General features: G+C 75.3%; 19 protein-coding genes. 13 read left to right on the top strand and 6 right to left on the bottom strand.

Annotation, left to right across the window (positions count from 1 at the left end):
- Window positions 1–243 precede the first annotated feature (243 nt).
- From M0638_RS10350 to M0638_RS10340, 3 genes are read left to right on the top strand one after another with little or no spacing between them, the layout of a single operon-like run.
- Window positions 244–1347, top strand: a complete 1104-nt coding sequence (locus tag M0638_RS10350) for a glycosyltransferase (RefSeq protein ID WP_248666904.1) — start codon at window positions 244–246, stop codon at window positions 1345–1347.
- A complete protein-coding gene (locus tag M0638_RS10345) occupies window positions 1344–2570 on the top strand; it encodes a glycosyltransferase (RefSeq protein ID WP_248666903.1) in 1227 nt (408 codons plus the stop codon). The genes M0638_RS10350 and M0638_RS10345 overlap by 4 nt, the downstream gene beginning before the upstream one ends.
- Complete coding sequence (locus M0638_RS10340) at window positions 2567–3682, top strand: hypothetical protein (protein ID WP_248666902.1); 1116 nt, start codon at window positions 2567–2569, stop codon at window positions 3680–3682. The genes M0638_RS10345 and M0638_RS10340 overlap by 4 nt, the downstream gene beginning before the upstream one ends.
- Here M0638_RS10340 and M0638_RS10335 read toward each other — a convergent pair.
- The 5 genes from M0638_RS10335 to M0638_RS10315 form a co-directional block, all read right to left on the bottom strand.
- Window positions 3676–4572 carry a glycosyltransferase family 2 protein gene (locus tag M0638_RS10335; RefSeq protein WP_248666901.1) on the bottom strand — a complete coding sequence of 299 codons (897 nt, stop codon included), beginning with the start codon at window positions 4570–4572 and terminating at the stop codon, window positions 3676–3678. The two genes, M0638_RS10340 and M0638_RS10335, sit on opposite strands and share 7 nt — an antisense overlap.
- 176 nt (window positions 4573–4748) lie before the next feature.
- Window positions 4749–5507: an alpha/beta hydrolase family protein gene (locus tag M0638_RS10330; RefSeq protein ID WP_248666900.1), complete on the bottom strand. Its 759-nt coding sequence runs from the start codon at window positions 5505–5507 to the stop codon at window positions 4749–4751.
- The gene (locus tag M0638_RS10325; protein ID WP_248666899.1) at window positions 5491–6642 is read right to left on the bottom strand and encodes a DUF3182 family protein; all 1152 of its coding nucleotides are present in this window, start codon (window positions 6640–6642) and stop codon (window positions 5491–5493) included. The genes M0638_RS10330 and M0638_RS10325 overlap by 17 nt, the downstream gene beginning before the upstream one ends.
- A 549-nt stretch (window positions 6643–7191) precedes the next feature.
- Window positions 7192–9822 carry an amino acid adenylation domain-containing protein gene (locus M0638_RS10320; protein WP_248666898.1) on the bottom strand — a complete coding sequence of 877 codons (2631 nt, stop codon included), beginning with the start codon at window positions 9820–9822 and terminating at the stop codon, window positions 7192–7194.
- Between the two features lie 89 nt (window positions 9823–9911).
- Window positions 9912–10640 (bottom strand): DUF6875 domain-containing protein, encoded by a 729-nt coding sequence (locus tag M0638_RS10315; protein ID WP_248666897.1) that lies wholly within the window; start codon window positions 10638–10640, stop codon window positions 9912–9914.
- Between the two features lie 818 nt (window positions 10641–11458).
- Between M0638_RS10315 and M0638_RS10310 the strand changes: the two genes are divergently transcribed.
- From M0638_RS10310 to M0638_RS10265, 10 genes are all read left to right on the top strand, one after another.
- On the top strand, window positions 11459–12151 hold the full coding sequence (locus tag M0638_RS10310; RefSeq protein ID WP_248666896.1) for an urease accessory protein UreH domain-containing protein: 693 nt from the start codon (window positions 11459–11461) through the stop codon (window positions 12149–12151).
- Window positions 12152–12601: 450 nt separating this feature from the next.
- Window positions 12602–14089: a cytochrome-c oxidase, cbb3-type subunit I gene (gene ccoN, locus M0638_RS10305; protein WP_248666895.1), complete on the top strand. Its 1488-nt coding sequence runs from the start codon at window positions 12602–12604 to the stop codon at window positions 14087–14089.
- 11 nt (window positions 14090–14100) lie between these two features.
- Window positions 14101–14832 carry a cytochrome-c oxidase, cbb3-type subunit II gene (gene ccoO / locus M0638_RS10300; protein WP_248666894.1) on the top strand — a complete coding sequence of 244 codons (732 nt, stop codon included), beginning with the start codon at window positions 14101–14103 and terminating at the stop codon, window positions 14830–14832.
- A 12-nt stretch (window positions 14833–14844) separates the two neighbouring features.
- On the top strand, window positions 14845–15012 hold the full coding sequence (locus M0638_RS10295) for a cbb3-type cytochrome oxidase subunit 3 (RefSeq protein WP_248666893.1): 168 nt from the start codon (window positions 14845–14847) through the stop codon (window positions 15010–15012).
- A gap of 13 nt (window positions 15013–15025) precedes the next feature.
- On the top strand, window positions 15026–15895 hold the full coding sequence (gene ccoP / locus M0638_RS10290; protein ID WP_248666892.1) for a cytochrome-c oxidase, cbb3-type subunit III: 870 nt from the start codon (window positions 15026–15028) through the stop codon (window positions 15893–15895).
- Between the two features lie 28 nt (window positions 15896–15923).
- Window positions 15924–17438, top strand: coding sequence for a cytochrome c oxidase accessory protein CcoG (gene ccoG / locus M0638_RS10285; RefSeq protein WP_248666891.1), 1515 nt, complete (start codon window positions 15924–15926; stop codon window positions 17436–17438).
- Window positions 17439–17442: 4 nt separating this feature from the next.
- Window positions 17443–17982 (top strand): FixH family protein, encoded by a 540-nt coding sequence (locus M0638_RS10280; RefSeq protein WP_248666890.1) that lies wholly within the window; start codon window positions 17443–17445, stop codon window positions 17980–17982.
- A gap of 329 nt (window positions 17983–18311) precedes the next feature.
- On the top strand, window positions 18312–20573 hold the full coding sequence (locus M0638_RS10275) for a heavy metal translocating P-type ATPase (RefSeq protein WP_248666889.1): 2262 nt from the start codon (window positions 18312–18314) through the stop codon (window positions 20571–20573).
- Window positions 20570–20722: a cbb3-type cytochrome oxidase assembly protein CcoS gene (ccoS, locus tag M0638_RS10270; RefSeq protein ID WP_248666888.1), complete on the top strand. Its 153-nt coding sequence runs from the start codon at window positions 20570–20572 to the stop codon at window positions 20720–20722. The genes M0638_RS10275 and ccoS overlap by 4 nt, the downstream gene beginning before the upstream one ends.
- Window positions 20719–20928: a hypothetical protein gene (locus M0638_RS10265; RefSeq protein ID WP_248666887.1), complete on the top strand. Its 210-nt coding sequence runs from the start codon at window positions 20719–20721 to the stop codon at window positions 20926–20928. The genes ccoS and M0638_RS10265 overlap by 4 nt, the downstream gene beginning before the upstream one ends.
- 123 nt (window positions 20929–21051) lie before the next feature.
- On the opposite strand, the gene M0638_RS10260 is transcribed toward M0638_RS10265, so the two are convergent.
- A complete protein-coding gene (locus M0638_RS10260; protein WP_248666886.1) occupies window positions 21052–22035 on the bottom strand; it encodes a tripartite tricarboxylate transporter substrate binding protein in 984 nt (327 codons plus the stop codon).
- Window positions 22036–22047: the final 12 nt, after the last annotated feature.

Here is a 22047-nt window from a genome sequence, read left to right as displayed (position 1 = left end):
GGCCTGCCGCCCGCACGGCGCCGTCCCGGGCCACGGATGGCGGCGCCCGCCGCCTGCCGGCAGGGGCACGGACGGGGAATCAACCCGGCGGGGCGACCGGCGTTCATCGACCGTGCCCGCGGGAGAGCGCCGACGAGCCGGCGGTCGCCCAACGAGGCAGCGGGGCTGGTGCGTGGCGCGTCCCGCCGCCCCTCCGGCGCCACCCTTCAACGACGGACCCTTCCCGACCATGATCCCGCGCACATGAAGATCGCCATCATCGCCCACCTGAAGTATCCGATCTCGGACCCGTTCCAGGGCGGGCTGGAGATGCACACGCATCTCATCGCGCGGCACCTCATCGCCCGCGGGCACGAGGTCACGCTCCACGCCTCGGAAGGATCGGACCCGGCGCTCGGCCTGTGCCCGGTCGGCCCGCCGACCGGCACGCCGCGCGACGACCGCGAGGAGCACGCCATCGCGCTGGCCGAGGCCGCGGCCTACGCGGAGATCCTGCGGCGGATCGCCGCGGGCGGTGCCCCGGGCAGCAGCCCGGGCGGCTGCGACCTCGTCCTCAACAACAGCCTGCACTACCTGCCGCTACTGGAGGCGCACCGGATTCCCGCGCCCATGGTCACCGCCTTCCACTGCCCGCCCTTCCACGAGCTGGAGAACGGCGTGGCGGAACGGTCGCGCCGCGACCTGCGCTTCGTCGCGGTCTCGGGCGTCGTGCGCGGGATGTGGGAGCGGTTCGTCGCCGTGGACGAGGTGATCCCCAACGGCATCGACCTGGACCTGTTCGCGGCCCGGCTGGCCCCGGGCGGCGGGCGCCACGCGATCTGGTCCGGGCGCCTGGTGCCGGAGAAGGGGCCGCACCTCGCCATCGCCGCCGCCCGCCTGGCGGGGGTGCCGCTGCGCATCGCCGGGCCGCGCAGCGACCCGGCCTACTGGGCCGGGCGCATCGCGCCCGCCCTCGGGGACGGCATCGAGTATGTCGGGCATCTCGACCACCGCTCGCTGGCGCGGGAGGTGGCGGAGGCGGCCGTCGCCGTGGTCACGCCGTGCTGGGAGGAGCCCTACGGCCTGGTGGTGGCGGAGGCGCTGGCCTGCGGCACGCCCGTCGCCGGCTTCGCCCGCGGCGCCCTGCCGGACCTGACCGACGCCGCCACCGGCCGGCTCGCCCCGGCGGACGACCTGGACGCCCTGGCGCGGGCGATCCGGGAGGCGATGACCCTCTCCCGCCCCGCCTGCCGGGCCAGGGCCGAGGCGATGTGCGACGCCCAGGTGATGATGGACCGCTACGAGGCGCTGTTCCGCGCCGAGATCGACCGCCACGCGCGGTCGCGCGCCAGCGTGGCGACGGCATGATCCCGCACGTCGTCTGCGTGCCGGCCCGCGACGAGGCCGCGGCGATGCCCGGCCTGCTCGCCGCCCTGGCGGGGCAGGAAGGTGTCGGGCCGGTGCGGGTCGTGCTGCTCGCCAATGGCTGCACGGACGGGACGGCGGCGGCCGCGCGCGAGGCGGCGCGGCGCCACCCTGTGCTGGCGCTGCGCGTGATCGAGGCCACGCTGCCGGCCGGGCAGGCGACGGTCGGCCGGGCGCGCGGCATGGCCATGGAAGCGGGCGCCGGATGGCTCGGCGCGGCGGGAGGCGGCGGCGAGGGCCTGCTGCTCGGCACCGATGCCGACGCGCTGCCGCCGCCGGGCTGGATCGCCGCCAACCTGCGCGCCGTCGCGGCGGGGGCGGAGGCGGTGGGGGGCGAGATCCGCCTCGCGGGGGAGGAGGGCCTGCCGGGCTGGCTGCGCGAGCGGCGCGCGCTGGTCGCGCGCTATTGGTCGGCGGTGCGCGCCCTGTCGGACCGTCTGGACCCGCTGCCGCACGACCCGCCGCCGCGCCACGGCGACCATACCGGGGCGAGCCTCGCCGTCACCGTCGCCGCCTACCGCGACGCGGGCGGCGTGCCGCCGCTGGCGACGGGCGAGGACAACGCCCTGGTCGCGGCGCTGGAACGCAACGGCGCCCGGCTGCGCCACGCGCCGGATGCCTGGGTGGCGGTCTCGGCGCGCGAGGATGGCCGGGCGCCCGGCGGCATGGCGGCGGAGATGCGCCGCTGGCGGCGGATCGCGGAGACGGGCGAGCCGCACCTGCTGCCCGGCCCGGAATTCTGGGCCGGCCTGTTCGCCCGCCGGCGGGCCCTGCGGGACGGCTTCGCCGGCGGCGCGGGAAGTGGCCCGGGGGGTGGACCGGGGAGCGGGCTGGAGACGGCGGCGGCCGCGACCGGCATCGACGTGGCGGTGCTGCGCGCCGTTGCGCGCGAGAGCGTCAACGCCATCGCCTTCGTCGCCCGCGCGACGCCGCTGCTGCCGCCAGCCGACACCGCCGAGGCGGAGATCGTCGCGGCGACCGCCGCGCTGGAACGGATGGCGACCGCCGCGCTGGAACGGATGGCGACCGACGCGCTGGAGGGAATGGCGACCACTGCGCCGGAAGGAGTGGCGACCGCCGCGCCGGAGGCGGCGACCGGACCGGCGGAGCGAGGGACGGCGGTCGGCCCGGCGGGACGGGCGGCGGCCGGTTCCCGCGCGGCATGAGGCCGGTCGGCTACTACGTCCACCACCAGGGCGCCGGCCATCTGGCGCGGGCCGTCATCCTGGCGCGGCGGATGCGGCGGCCGGTGACGCTGATCGGCACGATGGACGCGGCCGCGGCCGCCGCCGCGCCGCTGCCCGTCCTCGCCCTGCCGGACGACGCGCCGGCCCCGGATCCCGGTGCCGGCGAGGTGCCGGGGCTGCACTACGCCCCGCGCGGCCATGACGGGCTGCGCCGGCGCGGCGCCGCGATCGCCGCCTGGATCGCCGCGCACCGGCCCGCCCTGCTGGTGGTGGACGTCTCGGTGGAGGTGGCGATGCTGGCGCGCCTGCTCTCCACCCCCGTGGTGTACGTCCGCCTGGCGGGGCGGCGGGACGATGCGCCGCATCTCGGCGCCTTCCGCGCGGCCGAGGCGCTGCTGGCCCCCTTCCCGGCCGCGCTCGAGGATGCCGCGACTCCGGGCTGGGTGCTGAAGCGGAGCTTCCACGCCGGCTTCCTCGCCGCCCCGCCGCCGCGGCCCGCGGCCGAGCCGGACAGCGTCGTGGTCGCCTTCGGGCGCGGCGGGGCGGGCGGGGACGGCGAGGCGCTCGCCGCCGCCGCGCGCGCCGTGCCCTGGCGGCGCTGGCGCGTCCTCGGCCCCGCCACGATGCCCGCCGCGCTGCCGCCGAACCTCGAATTCCTGGGCTGGCGCGAGGACGCGCCGACGGTGCTGGCGCGGGCCGGGCTGGTCGTCGGCGGCTGCGGCGACGGGCTGCTGGCCGAGGTCGCGGCGCTGGGCCGGCCCTTCCTCTGCCTGCCCGAGCCGCGCCCCTTCGACGAGCAGGGGGCCAAGGCGCGGCGGCTCGCGGCGCTGGGCGCCGCGGTGGTGCGGGAGGCGTGGCCGGCGGCGGGCGACTGGCCGGCGCTGCTGCGCGAGGCCGAGGCGCTCGACACCGCCCGAATCGCCGCCCTGTACGACCCCGACGCGCCCCGCCGCGCCGCCGACTTCCTCGACGAAACGGCGGACCGCGCGGAACGCCACGGGCAGCGGGCATTCCCGGGCCGGGCGTCCTCGCCCGGCGACACGGAAGACGCGCCCGATCGGGGGCCGGGACCGCTCCGGGGCGGTCAGTAGACCCGTTCGGGTCCCTGGCGCGCGGCCGCCACCTCCGCCGCCGTCGGCGGCCGCAGCACGCGGAGCGGGCCGTCCCCCGGCGGGTCGATCAGGCCGAGCCGGGCGAAGGCGTCGAGCCAGCCGTCCATCGGCCAGAAGCCGTGCCGTTCCCGGAAGCGCGAGGCGTTGGCCACGATGTCCGCGAAATGCTGCAGCGGCGGGTCGTACACGCCGTGATGCTGGTGGAACGCCACGGTGGAGGCGGTGAACAGCAGCGGCACGCCCGCCGCGCGCGCGCGGAAGGCGAAGTCCGTGTCCTCCGCGCCGTAGCCGGTGTAGCCGGCGTCGAAGCCGCCGATCCGCCCGAAGGTCGCGTGCCGGACGGCGAAGGCCAGCGACCAGAAGAGGCCGGCATTCGGCTCCGCCCGCATGCCGGCCGCCGGGAACGGGCGGACATGGTGCCGGCGGCCGAGCGCGCGCAGCCGCGCCTCGGGCGCGTCCGCCGCGCCGGCCGGCAGGTAGAGGATCTCCGGGCAGACCAGCGCGTCCGCCGCCGCCACGTCGGCGGCGAGCGCGGCGACGAGGTTCGCGGCGGGGATGCAGTCCACGTCGAGGAAGATCAGCGTCGCCGCCCCCGCCCCCGTCTCCGCACCCGTCTCCGTTCCTGGCCCCATCCCCGCCAGCCGCGCCGCCGCGTTCCGCGCGGCGGCGAGGGGCAGCCCGGCGGCGGGCAGGCGGTGCAGCGTCAGGGGCAGGGTTGTCGGGCCGATCGCGGCGGGCGACTCGCCCATGTCCACCACGACGAGGCGGTCCGGCCGGCGCGTGCCGCGCTCCAGCGCCGCCATCACGCGGCGCAGATGCGCGTCGCGTCCCTTCACGAGGGTGAGGACGGCGACCCCGGGCTCCGTCATCCTCGCCTCCCGCCTGGACCGGCGCGACCCATACCAGGGGCGGCGCATCGGCGCGAGGGATGCCCGGGACGGGGCGACGCCGCCGCGGGAGCCCGCGCACCGGCGGTGGCCGGGCAGCCGCTGCCCGACGCCGACCGGGCCGCGCGCGGCGCGGCTCTCCCGGCCGCACGGCCTCGTCAGACGCCCGCCGGCTTCCAGCTCACCCGCGCGCCCAGCACCATCTCCGTCACCCAGGACATCAGCAGCGCCGCGTAGGCGCGCTGCGCCTCGGGGCTGGAAAGCCCGTGATCGGCCCCTTCCATGCGGCGGTAGCTCAGCGAGCGCACCTGCGCGAAGGCGCCGAGGTAGTTCGCCACCACGGCATGCGGGATGCGGTCGTCGTGCTCGGACTCGACCACCAGCACGTCGCCCCGGAACTCGGCGCAGGCGGCCAGGGCGCGGTTCTGCGACGGGCTCACCCGGGCGCGCCGGTAGGCGTTCAGCGAGTCCCGGCTGAGCCCCTGCTTGGGCACCGTCCAGTCCTCGTCGCGGTACAGGGCGGGCACGCGCAGCGTCAGCCAGCGCACCGGCCGCAGCGAGGTCAGGATCGCCGCCAGGTAGGCACCGTAGCTGCTGCCGATCACCCCCATCGCCGAGGCGTCCACGCCGGGCTGCGCGGCCAGCGTGTCGTAGGCGGCGACGAGGTCGCGCAGGTTGTCCTCGCGCGTCACCGTCTCGTGCCGCGGGTCGTCGCGCGCGACGCCGCGCGGCTCGAAGGTCAGGCCGATGCAGCCGAGCGCCGCGATCTGGCGGGCCCGGGGCAGGTAGACATCCTGGCTGCTGCCCCAGCCCTGCACGAACAGGATGCCCGGGATCGCCGTCGCCGGCGCCACCAGCGTACCCGGGATGCACCGGCCCTCGACCGGAATCTCCACCGCCTCATCGCGCGTTGCCATGGGCCTCGACCGTTGCGTACTTGCTGACGAACCCCACCGCCGGATCCAGGCCATGGAAGTAGACGGTGGCCCCCGGCGGCGGCTCCCCGGCCGCACCATAGACCTCGACCGTGGCGGCCCGCACCACCGGCGGCGCGTCCCCGGCCAGGAGGGCGGCCCGGAAGGCGGCCAGCGCCGCGACCTCCGCCCCGCTCGCGCCGCCGATGCGCCAGGACTGCTCCAGCACGCCCGAGCGCCAGCGCCCCGCCGCGTCCCGCCCGCCCAGCACGTCGTAGTTGCGCCGCGACAGGATCAGGCCGGGGAAGCAGGCGGCCGCGGCCTCGTCGTAGAGGCGGGCCTGGGCCACGGCGACACGCAGGGCCGGCGACGACACCTGCCCGAGCAGCGCGTCGAATTCGCCGCACACGCAGAACAGGCGGGAGCCGCCATACACCTCGGCGCCCTCGTTGTTGCGCGTCAGCCGCTGGGTGCCGACGTAGCTGCAGACGAGGTCGTCCACCCGCACCTGGCCGACGCTGTAGGTGGTGACGTCGTCGAGGTTCGGCTCGAACACCAGCCCGTCGCGGGCGATCGACTCCGGATCGAGGCGCGCGAGCACCGCGTCGAGCCCGTCGGGGCCGGTCAGCACGACCTGCCCGAGCCCGCCCGTGGCGCGCACCTCCTTCAGCCGCATCGGCCCGCCTTCCAGCAGGCGGCGGCCGGCCAGGCGCGCATCCCCGAGGTCGAAGGCGGACCAGCCCGGATGCACGGCCTGCCGCACCCGCTCCGGGAATTCGTGCGACCAGCCGGGCGGCGCGGCGGCCGACCCGGCGACCAGCGGGTGGGTGATGGCCTTGGTCGCGGCGACCGCGCAGGGCGCCACGCCGCCGAACAGGTCGTGCGGCCCGGCGAGGCCGAGCCGGGCGGCGGCGGCCGCGCCGATCACCGTGTCGCTCGGCACGAGGTAGGTGGGGCCGGCCGGGCTGGCGTCGAGGTCGAGCGCGCCGCCGAAGCCGAAGCCCTTCAGCGCGGCGAGCTGGCGGGCGATGCCGGCGCGGCTCGCCTGCTCATGCGCGCGGGCGTAGTGGCGCGGGTCGAGCGCGTGCACGAGCACCGTGCCGCCCGCCCGCGCCGTTGCCGTCCCGGCGGCGCCCATCCGGTCCGTTCCCGTGCGAGACGGCTCCGCCCGTGGCTGGGCCGGCTGTGGCTGTTCTGGGGGCAGTCCCGGCATGCGCACCGCCAATCGGTCCGAGGGCGCGGCGGGCCCGGCGCCGCCGCCGGCGGCGGAGCGGCCTTGGCTGCCGGACATGGACGCGTGTGCATCAAAGGCCGCGCCGGGCGGTTCGTTCGAGGCCGCCCGATCACCTTTCAGGCAGGCAACGAGGCGCGGACGGGCCACCCGGCCGACGGCGACGGACGATCCGTCGCGGATCGCGGTCCGGCCGGGCGCGCGGCCTGGCGCGGGTCCCTGCTTCCGTCGGGGCGGCGGGGCTGCCCGAGCGGTCCGCGGGGGAGATTCCAGGGGGCTTCGCTTCCAGCGATTCCCCGTCGGGGGCCGGAGCGGGGCCCGGTACGGGCCTGGACGGGTCGGCGAGCGCCGCCGCGGCCATCGGAGCGGCGCCATGCCGCCGGGCATCGCCGCCCGCCGGCGATCCGCCTCGGCATCCCGCGCCGCGGAACCCGATGGATGCCCGGGCGGGGAACCTCAGCCGGCCGCGGGCAGCTCGCGCAGCGCTTCCCGCAGCCCCGCGGTCAGCTCGTACACCGCGGGCTTGCGCACGATCTGGTAGTGGTCCGTGTCGATCGACCTGGTGCGGATCTCCCCGTCCAGGAAGGCGTGCCAGCCGAAGGCGAGGCGCGTGTGCAGCCAGTTCCGGAACCGTGGTGCCGTGCGGTCGAACCAGCTCCGGCCGCAGGTCACCAGGATCGTCCTGCCGTGGAAGCGGCGGGGCTGCCAGTCGCGTTCGGCCTGCAGCATGGCCGCGGTGATGTCCCGGTAGGCGGGCGGGATCCATTCCGGCACGTGGCGCTCCAGGAAGACCTGGCGGGCCGCCTTCGGGCCGCGGGTGCAGAGCGCGTAGGCGGCCTGCCGGGTCCGCTGCCTGATCTCCCGCATGTCGACCGAGAGGCGCTGGGCGATCGGGTCGATCAGGATCAGCGTGACGGTGCGCCCCGCGGCTTCCAGCGCGCAGGCCAGGTCGACGGCCGGGATCGCGCCGGCCGAGTACCCGACCAGGAGGCAGGGCCCGTCCGGCCACAGCTGCTCGATCTCCCGCCGGTAGGCCCGCGTCAGCGCCTCCAGCGAGGGCGACGCGATGACCTCCGCCTCCAGCGGCCCCGGCAGCAGCCCGTACACCGGGCGCTCGCCGCGCCACTGCTGGGCGAAGCTGAGGAAGCTGACCGGGCGGCCGAACACGTCGGGCAGGCAGAACAGCGGCACCCCCTCCCCGAGCGGCTGCATGACCGTGAGGTGGCCACGCGCCTGGTCCTTGCTTTGCAGCATCGGCGCCAGCGCCGAGGCGGTGCGCCCGTGATGCAGCAGCGCGCTCGGCACGACGAGGCCGAGCAGCTCCTCGAGGCGCAGGGCGGCGTTCACGGCCAGGAGGGAATCGCCGCCATGGTCGAAGAAGTCGTCGTCCTTGGTGAGGCCGGGCTGGCGGAGCACCGCGCGGAAGACGGAGAGGATCACCTCCTCGAACGGGCTGAGGATCGGGTCGGCGACGCCCTCCGCCTCCTGCCCCGGCGCCTCCTCGACGGCGGGGAGCACGAGATGGCGCAGGGCCTGCCGGTCCGTCTTGCCCGATGGGGTGAGCGGCATCGTGGCGACGGTGACGAGCTTGGTGGGCAGCATGGCCGCGGGCAGCGATTCGCGCAGCGCCTGGCGCATGGCAGGCAGGGTCAGCGGTGCCCGGGCGGTGACGACGGCCACGAGGTCGTCCACCGTGCCGTTCCGCTCGACCGGCAGGATCACCGCCTCGGCGACGAGGTCCAGCCGGCACAGCGCGGCCTCGATCTCGTCGAGCTCCATGCGCACGCCGCGGAACTTCACCTGCTGGCCGCTGCGGCCGACGAAGTGGAGCGCGCCGTCGGGCGCGCGCCGCACCAGGTCGCCGGTCCGGTACATCCGGGCGGCGCCGCCGACGAAGGGATCGGGCAGGAAGCGTTCGGCGGTCAGGTCGGGCCGGTTCAGGTAGCCGGCCGCCAGGGAGGGACCGCCGATGAACAGCTCGCCGACCTCGCCCGCCGCGACCGGCTGCAGCTCGTCGTCGAGCACGTGCAGGAGGGCGCCGGCGATGCCGTGGCCGATGGGCGGGTCCACCTCGGCATCCGGCGTCACCAGCGCGACGCAGGTGCAGATCGTGGCCTCGGTCGGGCCGTAGTGGTTCCAGACCTGCTCGACGCGGGAGGCGGCGTAGATCTCGCGCGCCAGCCGCGCCGTCAGCCGCTCGCCGCCCACGTTGATGACCCGGACCGAGTCCGGGATCCGCCCGGCCCTGGCCAGCTCGGCGAAGGCGGAGGGCACGCCGTTCAGCAGCGTCGGCCGCTCGGCGGGGTCGAAGGGCTGGAGCAGGTCCTTCTTCAGCACCATCGTGCCGCCCAGGCTCAGCGGCGCGAAGATCTCGAACACCGACGGGTCGAAGCAGATGGAGGTGGTCGCCGCGACGCGGGAAAGCTCGCCGCTGGTGAAGATGCCCGCGGCCCACTCGATCATGGCCGTCGCCGTGTGGCGCAGCGCCACGCCCTTCGGCCGCCCGGTGGAGCCCGAGGTGTAGAAGACGCAGGCCAGGCCGTCGGTCGCGGCGTCGCGCTCCGGCGCCTCGCGGGGGCAGTCCTCCACGCGGCGCGGCGGCCGGTCGAGATCGAGGACCGTGCCGTCGTAGCCGAGGCGGTCCCGCGCCTCGCCGCGGGTGAGCAGCACCGAGGGCCGGCTGTCGGCGAGCATCAGCCCCAGCCGCTCGGCCGGATAGGCTGGGTCGAGCGGCACGTAGGCGGCCCCGGCCTTCAGCACGGCCAGGACGGCGGCGACCAGCATGGGCGAGCGGTCGAGGCAGAGGCCGACGAGCGAACCCGGCAGGGCCCCGTTCTCGCGCAGCAGGTGGGCCAGCTGGTTGGACCACTCGTCGAGCTCGCGATAGGTCCAGCGGCGGCCGTCATGCAGGATGGCGGTGTCGTTGGGCCGCGCCCTCGCCCAGCGGACGAACTTGTCGTGCAGCCGCTCGTTCCTGGCGGCGGCGGATGGCGGCGTGGCCGTGGTGCCGGGGCCCGGCTGCCCCGCCGCCAGCAGACCGTCGGCGCGCCATGGCGCCGGGAACGTGCTCGCTGCAGCCTGGTGCATCTGGCGACCAATCCTTGCCAAGCCGGAGGGGAGTCGCCGCCGGCAGCCCCGGATGTGTGCAGGCCGGCGGCGGATCGGCCTCCGTGCCGTCAGGCCTCGGCGGCCACCAGTCGCGACGTGCCGGCCCGCTCGGCGAGCAGTTGGCCGATGGCCTCCGCCCGGTGCGGCGGGCAGCTGCCGTCGGCCAGCATCCGAGCCAGCCGCTTCGCCCCGTCCTGGCCGAACTCGTCCAGGTAGCTCCGCACATAGCAGTCCTGGTCCAGCAGGAAAACCACGTCGTTCGCCATCATCCGGCGCACCGCGAGGCCGCAGAAGCTGGTGTCGAGCGGCCTGAAGTCGGGGTTGTGCAGCCCGGGGGCGGCGCAGCCCGGGAAGAACTCGCCGATCATCAGCCCGACGGAGACGAAGAACGGCTTCAGCTCCCGCTGGACGCTCTCGACCAGCGGGGCCGCCTCGCTCGTGTCCAGGCCCGTCAGGACGACCAGGATGGCGCGCAGCTTCGCTTCCTCGGGCGTCCCGCCCATCTCGATGACCATGTTCCTGACGCCGTGCATAACCTGCGCGAGGGCGTCGTGGTCCGGCGTGTCGAGGGACAGGGAGGTCAGCAGGATGCTCTGGCGCTGCAGCCCGCCCGCGGCATAGGGACAGACCGAGCCCGATCGGCCGAGTTCCGGGTGCGGTCTGGTCAGGCTGAGGACGTAGTTGGCCGCCTCGCCGAGAGCCTGGAGCTCCCTGGCTTGCGCCGGATCCTCATTGAGACGGATGGCATCCAGGGCAGCGCGTGGGGTGCGAAGCGGCCCGAGCAGTCCAGCGTTCACGTGACTCTCCGGTCGATCAGGAATCTCACTTAGGCGAAAGAAGGCGGAATTTCGAAGGGGCTATCCAAAAAGTAAGATTGCCTTCTTTGTACATGTTCTTAGCTAATTCATACGTGTTGCTGTGCAGCATTGCCATCGAAAAATGGACTGGATTCATTCCATTCTCACGTTTGTGAGCCAATGATCGCCGCGCCGGCGCCCCGCTGGCACCCGGACGCGCGGGATCCCGGCCCGCGACGCAACGCCCGCCCGACGCTTTCCTCCCTGAAATATCTTCGGAATATCTCGACCGACTGCCGCTGCCGCCGTCCCGAAGAATGGAATCGGGCCCTGCCGCCGACGGTCTCCGGACCCGCCCCGACATCGAGGTGGGCCTGGAGGCGATCGCGGAAGATGTTAGCACGAACGAGTTGTGGGAGGCATGCAATGATGCAACCGCTTTCATGCATCGACTCTCGGGCTGGCGGATCGGCCGGCCGGACCGGAAGCGCGCCCTCCCCATGGCAGGACGGAGACGCAACGCAGGGGCCGCAACGCAGGGGCCGCAACGCAACGGGCGCGCGGCGGGATCGTCCTTGACCGAGCGCAATGCCGTCGCCGGCGACGGGCGCTAGAGCCGTTCCGGCCTTCTGGTTTTTCGCGTTTTCCAAGTCGCCGGGCGAGTACACCCAGCCTGGAAATGCTCTAAGCGAACCGCCGGAGGCCCGCGAACGGCGCGGCCGGCCGGGCCGGCCGGGTACCGCTCGCGGGGAAGCCGTCCGGTCGGGGCCCGGGCCGGAAGGCCCCCGAACCGATCGGATCCCGCTCGGGAAGGGAACATGCTGGCCGATTGCCTGCACGATCTGACTGCCCTCGGGACGGGGGGTCTGGCCACGCTCTGCGGCACGCTGTTCCTGGCCGGGCTGGCGGGCGGCGTGACGCATTGCGCCGGGATGTGCGCGCCGTTCGTGCTGGTCCAGTCGGCCGGGCTGGCCGGGGGGCCGGCGTTGCGGCGGCTCGCCGGGGCGGCCCTGCTGCCTTACCACCTGGGCCGCATGCTGGGCTACGGCCTGCTCGGCGCCCTGTCGGGCGGGCTGGCCGGGCTGGCGGCATCCGCCTCCGGGCTGCGCTGGCCGCTGGCCTTCCTGCTGGCGCTCGGCGCGGCGACGATGCTGCTGCGGGCGGCTGGCCTGTCGGGCCTTCCCCTGCCCGTGCCGCGGCTCCCGGTCGCGCGGCTGGCGGCCTGGTCGCGTTCCCTGCACGGCCTGACGCTCGGCCTCATCCTCTCCGCCCTGCCCTGCGGCCTGCTCTACGGCGCGCTGGCGGCGGCGGCGGCCTCGGGCAGCGCCCTGGCGGGGTGGCTGTCGATGCTGTGCTTCGCGCTCGGCACGGCACCGGCGCTGTCGGCGGTCGCCCTGCTCGGCGGCGCCATCGCCCGCCGCCACGGCCAGCGCCTTCGCCTCGTGGGCGTTGCCGTGCTGGTGCTGAATGCCGTCGTGCTGGGCGGGCTGGCGGTGCGCGTCCTGGCCTGACGGCGCGCGGGACCGGCAGGCGGGACTGGCAGGCGGGACTAGCCGCGTGCCGGCCCCCGGCGCCCCCCCGGCGGCCCCGGTGCCGGCGGCGGGCCCCGCGCGGGCACCGGGGCCGGACCGGCGACGCGCCGCGCCCGCGATGGGCACCCGCGGCGGGATGCGCCGGCCCGAAGGTGCCGCCCGCGCGCCCGGCGGGCCGCCATGCCCGGCCGGCATGCTGTGGCCCCGCCGACACGGCCACCCGGGCTTCCGCCCGCCCGCCCCGGCGGCTTGACCCACATCAAGGCCCCGCCGGCGCCGTTCGCGATCCTGGCAGGGCGGAGGCGCGGGATCGTGCCCCGTGCCAGGAGGGGCCGGGCGCCGACGCGGCCGGCCGCCCCTGGCCCTGCTCACGCGCCGGAACGCCCGAGGCTGGCGGCCGGCAGGTCGCTCCAGGGGAGACCAGGGATGATGGACGGCAACGTTGCCGAAAGGCCGGGCGGCGTGGCCGAGGCGAGGCCGGCCGCACCGGAATACGTGGACGGGCCGATCCGGGCCTTCGCCATCGCGACCGTGTTCTGGGGCGTGGTCGGCTTCCTGGTCGGCGTGGTGGCGGCCTCGCAGCTCGCCTGGCCGCAGCTCAACCTCGGCCTCGAATGGACCAGCTTCGGGCGGATCCGGCCGCTGCACACCTCGGCGGTGATCTTCGCCTTCGGCGGCTGCGCGCTGTTCTGCACCACGCTCTACGTGGTGCAGCGCACCTGCCGCGCCCGCCTGTTCGGCGGCGAGCCGATGGGCTGGTTCCTGTTCTGGGGCTACCAGCTCTTCATCCTGCTGGCGGCGAGCGGCTACGTGCTCGGCTACACGCAGGGCCGCGAGTACGCCGAGCCGGAATGGTACACCGACCTGTGGCTGACCCTGGTCTGGGTGATCTACCTCGTCGCCTTCGTCGGCACGGTGATCCGGCGCGAGGAGCCGCACATCTACGTCGCCAACTGGTTCTTCCTCGCCTTCATCATCACCGTGGCGATGCTGCACCTGGGCAACAACATCGCCCTGCCGATCGACCTGCTGCACGCCAAGTCCTACAGCGTGCCCTCGGGCGTGCAGGACGCGATGATCCAGTGGTGGTACGGCCACAACGCGGTGGGCTTCTTCCTGACGGCGGGCTTCCTCGGGATCATGTACTACTTCATCCCGAAGCAGGCCGACCGGCCGATCTACTCCTACCGCCTGTCCATCGTGCACTTCTGGTCGCTGGTCTTCCTCTACATCTGGGCCGGGCCGCACCACCTGCACTACACCGCGCTGCCGGACTGGGCCTCGACCCTCGGCATGGTGTTCAGCATCATGCTGTGGATGCCCTCCTGGGGCGGCGCCATCAACGGGCTGATGACGCTCTCGGGCGCCTGGGACAAGCTGCGCACCGATCCGGCGCTGCGCTTCTCCGTCGCCGCCGTCGGCTTCTACGCCATGGCCACCTTCGAGGGGCCGGTGATGTCGATCCGGGCGGTGAACTCGCTCTCGCACTACACCGACTGGACCATCGGCCACGTGCATTCCGGCGCGCTGGGCTGGAACGGCTTCATCACCTTCGGCGCGCTGTACTGGCTGATCCCCGTCCTGTGGCAGCGCCGCGCCATGTGGTCGACGCGGCTGATCTCCTGGCACTTCTGGCTCGCGACGCTCGGCATCGTGCTCTACATCACCGCGATGTGGGTGGCGGGCATCATGCAGGGGCTGATGTGGCGCGCCTACGACGCCAACGGCTTCCTCCAGTACAGCTTCGTGGAAGGCGTCGCGGCCATGCACCCCTACTACGTGATCCGCCTGCTGGGCGGCCTGCTCTACCTCGGCGGCGCCCTGCTGATGGCCTTCAACGTCTGGCGCACCATCGCCGCAGCGCCGCAGCCAGCCGCCGCGATGCCGGCGCCGGCCGCCGCCGTCGCGGCCGAGTGAGGGAGGGAGCCATGCTCAAGCGCTTCAGCCACGCCATCATCGAGCGCAACGTCATCCTGCTCGGCGTGCTCACCCTGATCACCGTCTCGATCGGCGGCCTGGTGCAGATCGTGCCGCTCTTCGCGGTGGAGACGACGATCGAGCGCGTCGAGGGGGTGCGCCCCTACACGCCGCTCGAGCTGATGGGCCGCAACATCTACATGCGCGAGGGCTGCTACAACTGCCACAGCCAGATGGTCCGCCCGCTGCGCGACGAGGCCGAGCGCTACGGCCACTACAGCCTCGCCGCCGAGAGCATGTACGACCATCCCTTCCAGTGGGGCTCGAAGCGCACCGGGCCGGACCTCGCCCGCGTCGGCGGCCGCTACTCCGACAGCTGGCACGTGCTGCACCTGCGCGACCCGCGCTCGGTGGTGCCGGAGAGCATCATGCCGGCCTACGGCTTCCTCGACCGGCCGCTGCGCTACGACGACGTCGCCGACCACCTGCGCACGCTGCGCGCGGTGGGCGTGCCCTACACCGAGGCGATGATCGCCAGCGCCGTGGCCGACCTCGAGGCGCAGGCGCGCCCCGAGCGTGACGGCACCGCCTTCGCCGGCCGCTACGGCCGCGCGCGGCAGGCGAATTTCGACGAGGAGGACGGGCCGGTGACCGAGATGGACGCGCTGGTGGCCTACCTGCAGATGCTCGGCACCCTGGTCCGCTTCGGCGACGTGACGCCGGACCGGGTCCGGCAGCAATAGGGGCGCGCCGCCATGGACGGGCTCTACGCTCTCTACCCGCTGCTCAGGACCATCTGGATCGTGTGGTTCTTCGTGCTCTTCGTGGGCATCCTGGCCTGGGCCCTGTGGCCCGGCCGCCGGCAGCGACTGCAGCAACTCGCCGATATCCCGCTGCGCGACGACGCGCGGCCCGGCCGCTGAGGGGGAGGCATCCATGCCGACCAAGATCGAGAAGGACGCCATCACCGGCACCGACACCACCGGGCACGAGTGGGACGGCATCAAGGAGCTGAACACGCCCCTGCCGCGGTGGTGGCTCTACGTCTTCTACGCCACCATCGCCTTCGCCGCGGTGTGGGTGGTGCTCTACCCGGCGCTGCCCATCCCCGGCGCCACCGGCCTGACCGGCTGGACCGCGCGCGGCGCGCTGCGCGAGGAGCTGGCGGCGGGCAGCCAGCAGCAGCAGGCGATGCTGGCGCGCATCCGCGCGGCGACGCCGGCCGAGGTCGCGGCCGATCCGGAGATGCGCGCCTTCGCGCTGGCCGGCGGCCGCGTCGCCTTCGCCAACACCTGCGCCGCCTGCCACGGCGCCGGCGGCCAGGGCGCGGCGGGCGGCTTCCCCAGCCTCGCCGACGACGACTGGCTCTGGGGCGGCAGCCTCGCCGCGATCCACCGCACCATCACCCACGGCGTGCGCGCCGACGACGACAACGACACGCACGCGACGCTGATGCCGCGCTTCCTGGCCGACGGCATGCTGAACGCGGCGCAGGTGGGCGACACGGCGGAGTTCGTGCTCTCCCTCACCGGCCGCGCCGACGACGCGCCGGCGGCGCGGCGCGGCTCCCTGCTGTTCGCGGAGAACTGCGCCTCCTGCCACGGCGACCGCGGCCAGGGCAACCAGGAGATGGGCGCGCCGCGCCTCGACGACCAGGTCTGGCTCTACGGCGGCGACAAGGCCTCGATCGTGCGTTCCATCGCCTATTCCCGGCGCGGCGCCATGCCCGCCTGGGGCGTGCGGCTGGACCCGGCCGTGGTCAACATGCTCGCCGTCTACGTCCACTCGCTGGGCGGCGGCGACTGAGGCGGGGCACGTGACGGAGAAGCCGACGATGAGCCGGATCGATCCGCGGCCGCCGGTGGCGGCCGGCGCGGACGGGCATGACGGGGCGGGCCAGAGCCCGGCGCCGCTCTACGCCACGCGGCAGAAGGTCTACCCGCGCGCCGTGCACGGGCCGGTGCGCCGCGCCAAGTGGGCCGTGCTCGTCGCCTGCCTCGCCCTCTACTACCTCGTGCCCTGGCTGCGCTGGAACCGCGGCCCGGGCATGCCGGACCAGGCGGTGCTGGCCGACATCCGCCAGGCGCGCCTGTTCCTCGGCCCGATCGAGATCCTGCCGCAGGAGGTGTACTTCATCACCGGCCTGCTGATCCTGGGCGCGGTGGGGCTGTTCGCCGTCACCTCGCTCTACGGCCGCGTCTGGTGCGGCTTCACCTGCCCGCAGACGGTATGGACCGACCTGTTCATGTGGGTGGAGCGGCGCATCGAGGGCGACCGCAACGCCCGCATGAAGCTGGACGCGCAGCCCCTCTCGGCCGGCAAGGCGCTGCGCAAGGTGGCCAAGCACGCGGCCTGGCTGCTGATCGCGCTGCTCACCGGCGGCGCCTGGATCATGTACTTCATCGACGCGCCGACGGTGGTGCGGGAGTTCTTCAGCGGCCGCGCCTCGGCCGAGACCTACCTCTTCGTCGGCCTCTTCACCTTCACCACCTACCTGCTGGCCGGCTGGGCGCGCGAGCAGGTCTGCACCTACATGTGCCCCTGGCCGCGCTTCCAGGCGGCGATGCTCGACGAGAACAGCCTCGTCGTCTCCTACCGCGCCTGGCGCGGCGAGCCGCAGGGCAAGCCCTCGCAGCCCGGCGTGGGCGACTGCGTGAACTGCCATGCCTGCGTGCATGTCTGCCCGACCGGCATCGACATCCGCGACGGCCAGCAGCTCGAATGCATCGGCTGCGCGCTCTGCGCCGATGCCTGCGACGACGTGATGCACCGCCTCGGCCGGCCCGGCGGGCTGATCGCCTTCGAGACGCTGGGCAACCTCGCCGCCGCGACCGCCGCGACCGCCGCCCTGCCGCCCGGCGCGGCGCGGCGCGACCCCGGCATGGCGGCGCGCCGGCCGATGCGCGCGATCCGCCCGCGCACCCTGCTCTACGGCGCCGTGATGCTGGTGGTGGCCGCGGCGATGGGCACGGCGCTGCTGCTGCGCGCGGACCAGGACCTCGCCGTGCTGCGCGACCGCGCGCCGGTCTACGTCCGGCTCTCGGATGGCGGCATCCGCAACGGCTACACGCTGAAGCTCGGCAACCGCGGCACGGGCGAGGCGGTGCTGCACCTGGAGCTGGACGCCCCGCCGGGCTTCTTCTTCGTGGTGCAGGACGCCGAGCCGGACACGGAGGGCCGGCCGCTGCTGCCGCTGCAGCGCGACGGCATCGGGCAGTGGCGCGTGCTGGTCACCGCCCCGGCCTGGGTACGGGCGCATGACAGCACCGACATACGCTTCCGGGTGGTGGACGAGGCGGGCCGCACCGCCGCCTCGGCCGCCAGCGTCTTCCTGGGACCGAGGCCCTGACGCCATGCTGCTGCGCTTCACCACCGGCCAGCCCGCCACGCCGCCGGGGCCGCCCTCCGGCCCCGGCGGCAATCCCGGCGGCGGCGCCACCGGCCGGCCACGCCGCTCCGCCTGGATCCCCTGGGTCTTCGTCGGCGCCATGGGGCTGGTGATCGCGGTGAACGGGGCGCTGGTGTACAGCGCGCTCAGCACCTTCACCGGCACCACGGTGGGCCATGCCTACGACCAGGGCCGCGCCTACAACGACGTGCTGGCCGAGCAGCGGCGGCAGGACGCGCTGGGCTGGACGGCGCGGCTGCGGGCGGAGGGCGGCGCGCTGCGCCTCGCCGCCAACGACGCCGCCGGGCCGCTGGCGGCCGGGGCCGGCGGGCGGCTGGTCCGGCCGCTCACCGGCGAGTCGGTGGCGCTGGAATTCGTGCCGGAAGGGGCGGGTGCCTGGCGCGCCGCGCTGCCGGCGCTGGCGCCCGGCCAGTGGGAGGCGCGGCTGGTGCTGCGGCGCGGCGCCGACCATCTCGACCTGCGGCAGCGCGTGTTCCTGCCGTGACGCTGCTCGATCGCCCGCGCCCGGCACCGGCGCCGCCATCGGACGGCCCGCCTGCCGTCCCACCGGCCGCGCCGCCGGTCGCGCGGCCTGCCCCGCCTGCCGTCCCACCGGCCGCGCCGCCGGTCGCGCGGCCTGCCCCGCCGGCTGCCCCGCTGGCCACCCCGCCGGCTGCCCCGCTGGCCGTCCTGGCGGCATCGCCGCCACCCGCCGCCCCGGCGGATGGCGGCACCGGGCCGGTTCCGTGCCGCCATTGCGGCGCACCCGTCCCCGGCGGCAAGGCATCCGGCGCGGCGTTCTGCTGCGCCGGCTGCGAGGGCGCCAACGCGCTGGTGCGCGGCCTCGGGCTGGATGCCGTCTACGCCCGCATGACCGCCGCCGCCGGCACGCTGCGGCCGCAGGGCCCGCCCGCCTTCGCCGCCGCGCCGCTGGCCCGCGATCTCGGCAACGGCGCGCACGAGCTGGAGCTGATGGTCTCCGGCCTGACCTGCGGCGCCTGCGTGTGGCTGCTGGAGCAGGCGCTGGGCAACGAGCCGGACGTCACCCGCGCCCGCGCCAACCTCTCCTCGCGCCGCCTGACGCTGCGCTGGCGCGGTCCTGCGGGGCGCGCCGACGAGTTCGTGCGCCTGATCGCCCGGCTCGGCTTCCGCCCCGCCCCCTGGTCCCCGGCCTGCCTGCGGGCCGAGGAGGATGCCGAGCAGCGCGAGCTGGTGCGGGCGCTGGGCATCGCCGGCTTCGGCGCGATGAACGTCATGCTCGTCTCCGTCGCCGTCTGGGCGGGCAGCGACATGGGCGAGGCGACGCGGGCGCTGATGCACTGGCTGGCGATGCTGTTCGCCCTGCCCACCGTGCTGGTCGCCGGCATGCCCTTCTACAAGGGCGCCTGGCGCGGCCTGCGCGCCGGCCGGCCGACCATGGACCTCGCCGTGTCCCTCGGCGTGCTGCTGACCACGGCGATGAGCGTCTCGGAGACGCTGCGCAACGCCGACTACACCTGGTTCGACGGCGCCACGGCGCTGCTCGCCCTGCTGCTGGTCGGCCGCGTGCTCGACCGCGCCGCGCGCCGCCGCGCCCGCCAGGCGGCGGCCGGGCTGCTGGCGCTGCAGGAGGGCACCGTCACCCGGCTCGAGGCCGACGGCGCCGCGCGCCCGGTGCCGCCCGAGGCTGTGGCCGCCGGCGAGCGCATCCTGGTCGCCGCCGGCGAGACGGTGCGGCTGGACGGCGTGCTGGAGGGGGAGGAGGAGGCGGTGCTCGACCTCGCCGCCACCACCGGCGAGAGCCTGCCGCGCCACTGCCCGCCCGGCGAGGCGGTGCCGGCGGGCGGCGTCAACCTCGGCCAGCCCTTCACGCTGCGCGTCACCGCCGCCGCGAAGGACGGCTCGCTGGCCGCCACGGCGCGGCTGCTGGAGCGGGCCGAGGGCGCGCGCGGCCGCACCGTGGCGCTGGCCGACCGCGCCGCCGGGCTCTACGTGCCGGTGGTGCACGCCGTGTCGCTGGCCACCTTCCTGGGCTGGTGGCTGCTGGGCGGGGTGACGTGGCAGGCGGCGCTGGTGCCGGCGGTCGCGGCGCTGATCATCACCTGCCCCTGCGGCCTCGCCATCGCCGTGCCGGCGGTGCAGGTGGTGGCGGCCGGCGCGCTGTTCCGGCGCGGCGTGCTGCTCGCCTCCCCCGACGCGCTGGAGCGGCTGGCCCAGGCCGACCACGCCGTGCTGGACAAGACCGGCACGCTGACCGAGGGGCGGCCGGAGCTGCTGCCCGGCGGGGCGGCCGCGGCCGACGATCTCGCCCTGGCCGCCTCGCTCGCCGCCGCCTCGCGCCATCCGCTGGCCCGCGCGCTGCGCCGCGCCTGCCCGGACGCGCCGGCGGCGACGGGCGTGCGCGAGCATCCCGGGCTGGGGCTGGAGCGGGACGGGGTGCGGCTCGGCAGCGCCCGCTTCCTCGGCCTCGGCCCAGACGCGGCCGACGGGGCGGCCAGCGGGGCGGCCGATCCGGCGCTGACCCTGTGGCTCGCCCGGCCCGGCCATGCGCCGGTCGCCTTCCGCTTCGCCGACCGGCTGCCGGCGGACACCGCCGCGGTGGTGGCACGGCTCGGCGCGCTGGGGCTGGAGTCCGAGCTGCTTTCCGGCGACGGCGCGCCGGCCGTGCGGGCGGTGGCCGAGGCGAGCGGCATCCGCGACTGGCGCGCCGCGGCCGGCCCGGAAGACAAGGCGGCGCGGATCGCCGCGCTGGTCGCCCTTGGCCGCCGGCCGCTGATGGTGGGGGACGGGGTGAACGATGCGGCGGCCCTGGCGCTCGCCCACGTCTCGGTGGCGCCGGATGGCGCGACCGACCTGGCGCAGACGGCGGCCGACATCGTGCTGCGCGGCGGCCGGCTCGCGGCCCTGCCGGGGGCCATCGCGCTGGCGCGGCGGGCGCGCCGGCTGGCGCGGCAGAACCTGGGCTTCAGCCTCGTCTACAACCTCGTGGCGGTGCCGGTCGCGGTGGCCGGGCTGGCGACGCCGCCGATCGCCGCGGCGGTGATGGCCTCCTCCTCGCTGATCGTCATCCTGAACGCGCTGCGCGCAGGCCACGCGGACGCGGAGGCCATGCCGTGAACGCGCTGATGCTGCTGATCCCGCTCGCCCTGTTCCTGGGCGGGCTGGCGCTGGCCTTCTTCCTCTACACCCTGCGGAGCCGCCAGTACGACGACCTGGACGGCGCCGCCTCCCGCATCCTGTTCGACGACGAAAGGCCGAGACGATGAACGGCGCCTCCACCTTCTTCCTGATCCTTTCCGGACTGCTGGCCCTGGTGGGCTTCAGCGCCGCCGGCTCGGCGGTCGAGCTGGGCCTGTCGCTGTTCGGCTTCCTGCTGCTGGCCTTCGGGCTGGGCTTCGCCTTCTTCACGATCAAGCACCACTACGACATGGCGGAAGCGGCCGCCCGCCGGCGGCACGGGCACGACGCCTGATATCCGCGGCGGCCTGCCGGCACGTCCGAGGCCCTGCCCCGGACTCCATGCCAGGGGAACACCGGGAAGGCCTCCTTCGTGATCCCCTTCCCGCAGGACCGGCCGGGCGATCCCGCCCCCGCATCAGTCCATCCGCAGGCCGAGCCGGCGCACCGCGGCGCTCTCCTCCGCGTAGAGACGCCGCGCGAAATCGGCGTAGCCCTCGCTGTCCATGTAGCGCAGCGGCATGTCGAAGCGGTCGAGCACCGCGACATGGGCGGGATCGAACAGCGCCTCCCGGCAGGCATCGTGCAGCACCCGCACCACGCCCGGGTCGATGCCGCGCGGCCCGACCAGCCCGTAGGGCGAGTCCGCCACGATGTCGATGCCGACCTCGCGCAGCGTCGGCACGTCCGGGAAGCGCTTGCCGCGCTGCTCGCCGAAGGTGACGAGCAGGCGGAACTTCCCCTCCTGCACCAGCGGCGCCCAGCCGGTGGAATCCGCGTTCGCGGTGATCTGGCCGGCGAGCAGCGCCTGGGTGTTGTCGGCGCCGCCGCGGAAGGGCACGTGCACCCACTGGATGCCGTGCTGCGCGGCGATCCGCTCCATGGTGATGTGCAGCGTGCTGCCGACGCCGGGCGTGCCGTAGGTGACCTCGCCCGGATGCGCCTTCGCGTGGGCGACGAATTCCTGCCAGCTCCGCCAGGGCGAATCCGCGCGCACCACCACGCCGAACAGGTAGCCGGTGAGGTGGATGACGTAGGTGAGGTCGTTCAGCGGGTCGAAGCTGGGGCGGCTGGTCATCGCCGGGTAGCGGAAGGCGGTGACCGGCATCTGGCCGATCAGGAAGCCGTCGCCGCGCCCCTCCTTGGCCATCGCCTGCACGCCGAGCGTGCCGGAGGCGCCGGGCTTGTTCTCGATCACCACGGGCTGGCCGAGCCGCTTGCCGGCGAGCTCGGCCAGGACGCGGAACTGCGTGTCGGCGGAGCCGCCGGGCAGCCAGGGCACGATCAGCCGCACCGGCCGGTCCGGGAAGGCGGCGCGGGCGAGGCGCGGCGCCGAGAGGGCGGCCAGCGCGGTCGCGGCCGCGCCGAGCAACGCGCGGCGGGCGGGAAGCTTGCCGGTCATGCGCGTCCCTCC

Source organism: Roseomonas acroporae (genome assembly GCF_023223525.1).
In the GTDB taxonomy this organism is placed as follows: Bacteria; Pseudomonadota; Alphaproteobacteria; order Acetobacterales; family Acetobacteraceae; genus Roseomonas_E; species Roseomonas_E acroporae.
Note: the sequence above shows the minus strand (reverse complement) of the source record. Positions and strands in the feature narration are given on the sequence as shown.

Bases quoted from the DNA above. Each gene is read 5' to 3' on its own strand.
- M0638_RS10350 (WP_248666904.1), top strand. From the start codon at position 244: ATGAAGATCGCCATCATCGCCCACCTGAAGTATCCGATCTCGGACCCG.
- M0638_RS10345 (WP_248666903.1), top strand. From the start codon at position 1,344: ATGATCCCGCACGTCGTCTGCGTGCCGGCCCGCGACGAGGCCGCGGCG.
- M0638_RS10340 (WP_248666902.1), top strand. From the start codon at position 2,567: ATGAGGCCGGTCGGCTACTACGTCCACCACCAGGGCGCCGGCCATCTG.
- M0638_RS10335 (WP_248666901.1), bottom strand. From the start codon at position 4,572: ATGACGGAGCCCGGGGTCGCCGTCCTCACCCTCGTGAAGGGACGCGAC.
- M0638_RS10330 (WP_248666900.1), bottom strand. From the start codon at position 5,507: ATGGCAACGCGCGATGAGGCGGTGGAGATTCCGGTCGAGGGCCGGTGC.
- M0638_RS10325 (WP_248666899.1), bottom strand. From the start codon at position 6,642: ATGGGCGCCGCCGGGACGGCAACGGCGCGGGCGGGCGGCACGGTGCTC.
- M0638_RS10320 (WP_248666898.1), bottom strand. From the start codon at position 9,822: ATGCACCAGGCTGCAGCGAGCACGTTCCCGGCGCCATGGCGCGCCGAC.
- M0638_RS10310 (WP_248666896.1), top strand. From the start codon at position 11,459: ATGCTGGCCGATTGCCTGCACGATCTGACTGCCCTCGGGACGGGGGGT.
- ccoN (WP_248666895.1), top strand. From the start codon at position 12,602: ATGGACGGCAACGTTGCCGAAAGGCCGGGCGGCGTGGCCGAGGCGAGG.
- ccoO (WP_248666894.1), top strand. From the start codon at position 14,101: ATGCTCAAGCGCTTCAGCCACGCCATCATCGAGCGCAACGTCATCCTG.
- M0638_RS10295 (WP_248666893.1), top strand. From the start codon at position 14,845: ATGGACGGGCTCTACGCTCTCTACCCGCTGCTCAGGACCATCTGGATC.
- ccoP (WP_248666892.1), top strand. From the start codon at position 15,026: ATGCCGACCAAGATCGAGAAGGACGCCATCACCGGCACCGACACCACC.
- ccoG (WP_248666891.1), top strand. From the start codon at position 15,924: ATGAGCCGGATCGATCCGCGGCCGCCGGTGGCGGCCGGCGCGGACGGG.
- M0638_RS10280 (WP_248666890.1), top strand. From the start codon at position 17,443: ATGCTGCTGCGCTTCACCACCGGCCAGCCCGCCACGCCGCCGGGGCCG.
- M0638_RS10265 (WP_248666887.1), top strand. From the start codon at position 20,719: ATGAACGGCGCCTCCACCTTCTTCCTGATCCTTTCCGGACTGCTGGCC.
- M0638_RS10260 (WP_248666886.1), bottom strand. From the start codon at position 22,035: ATGACCGGCAAGCTTCCCGCCCGCCGCGCGTTGCTCGGCGCGGCCGCG.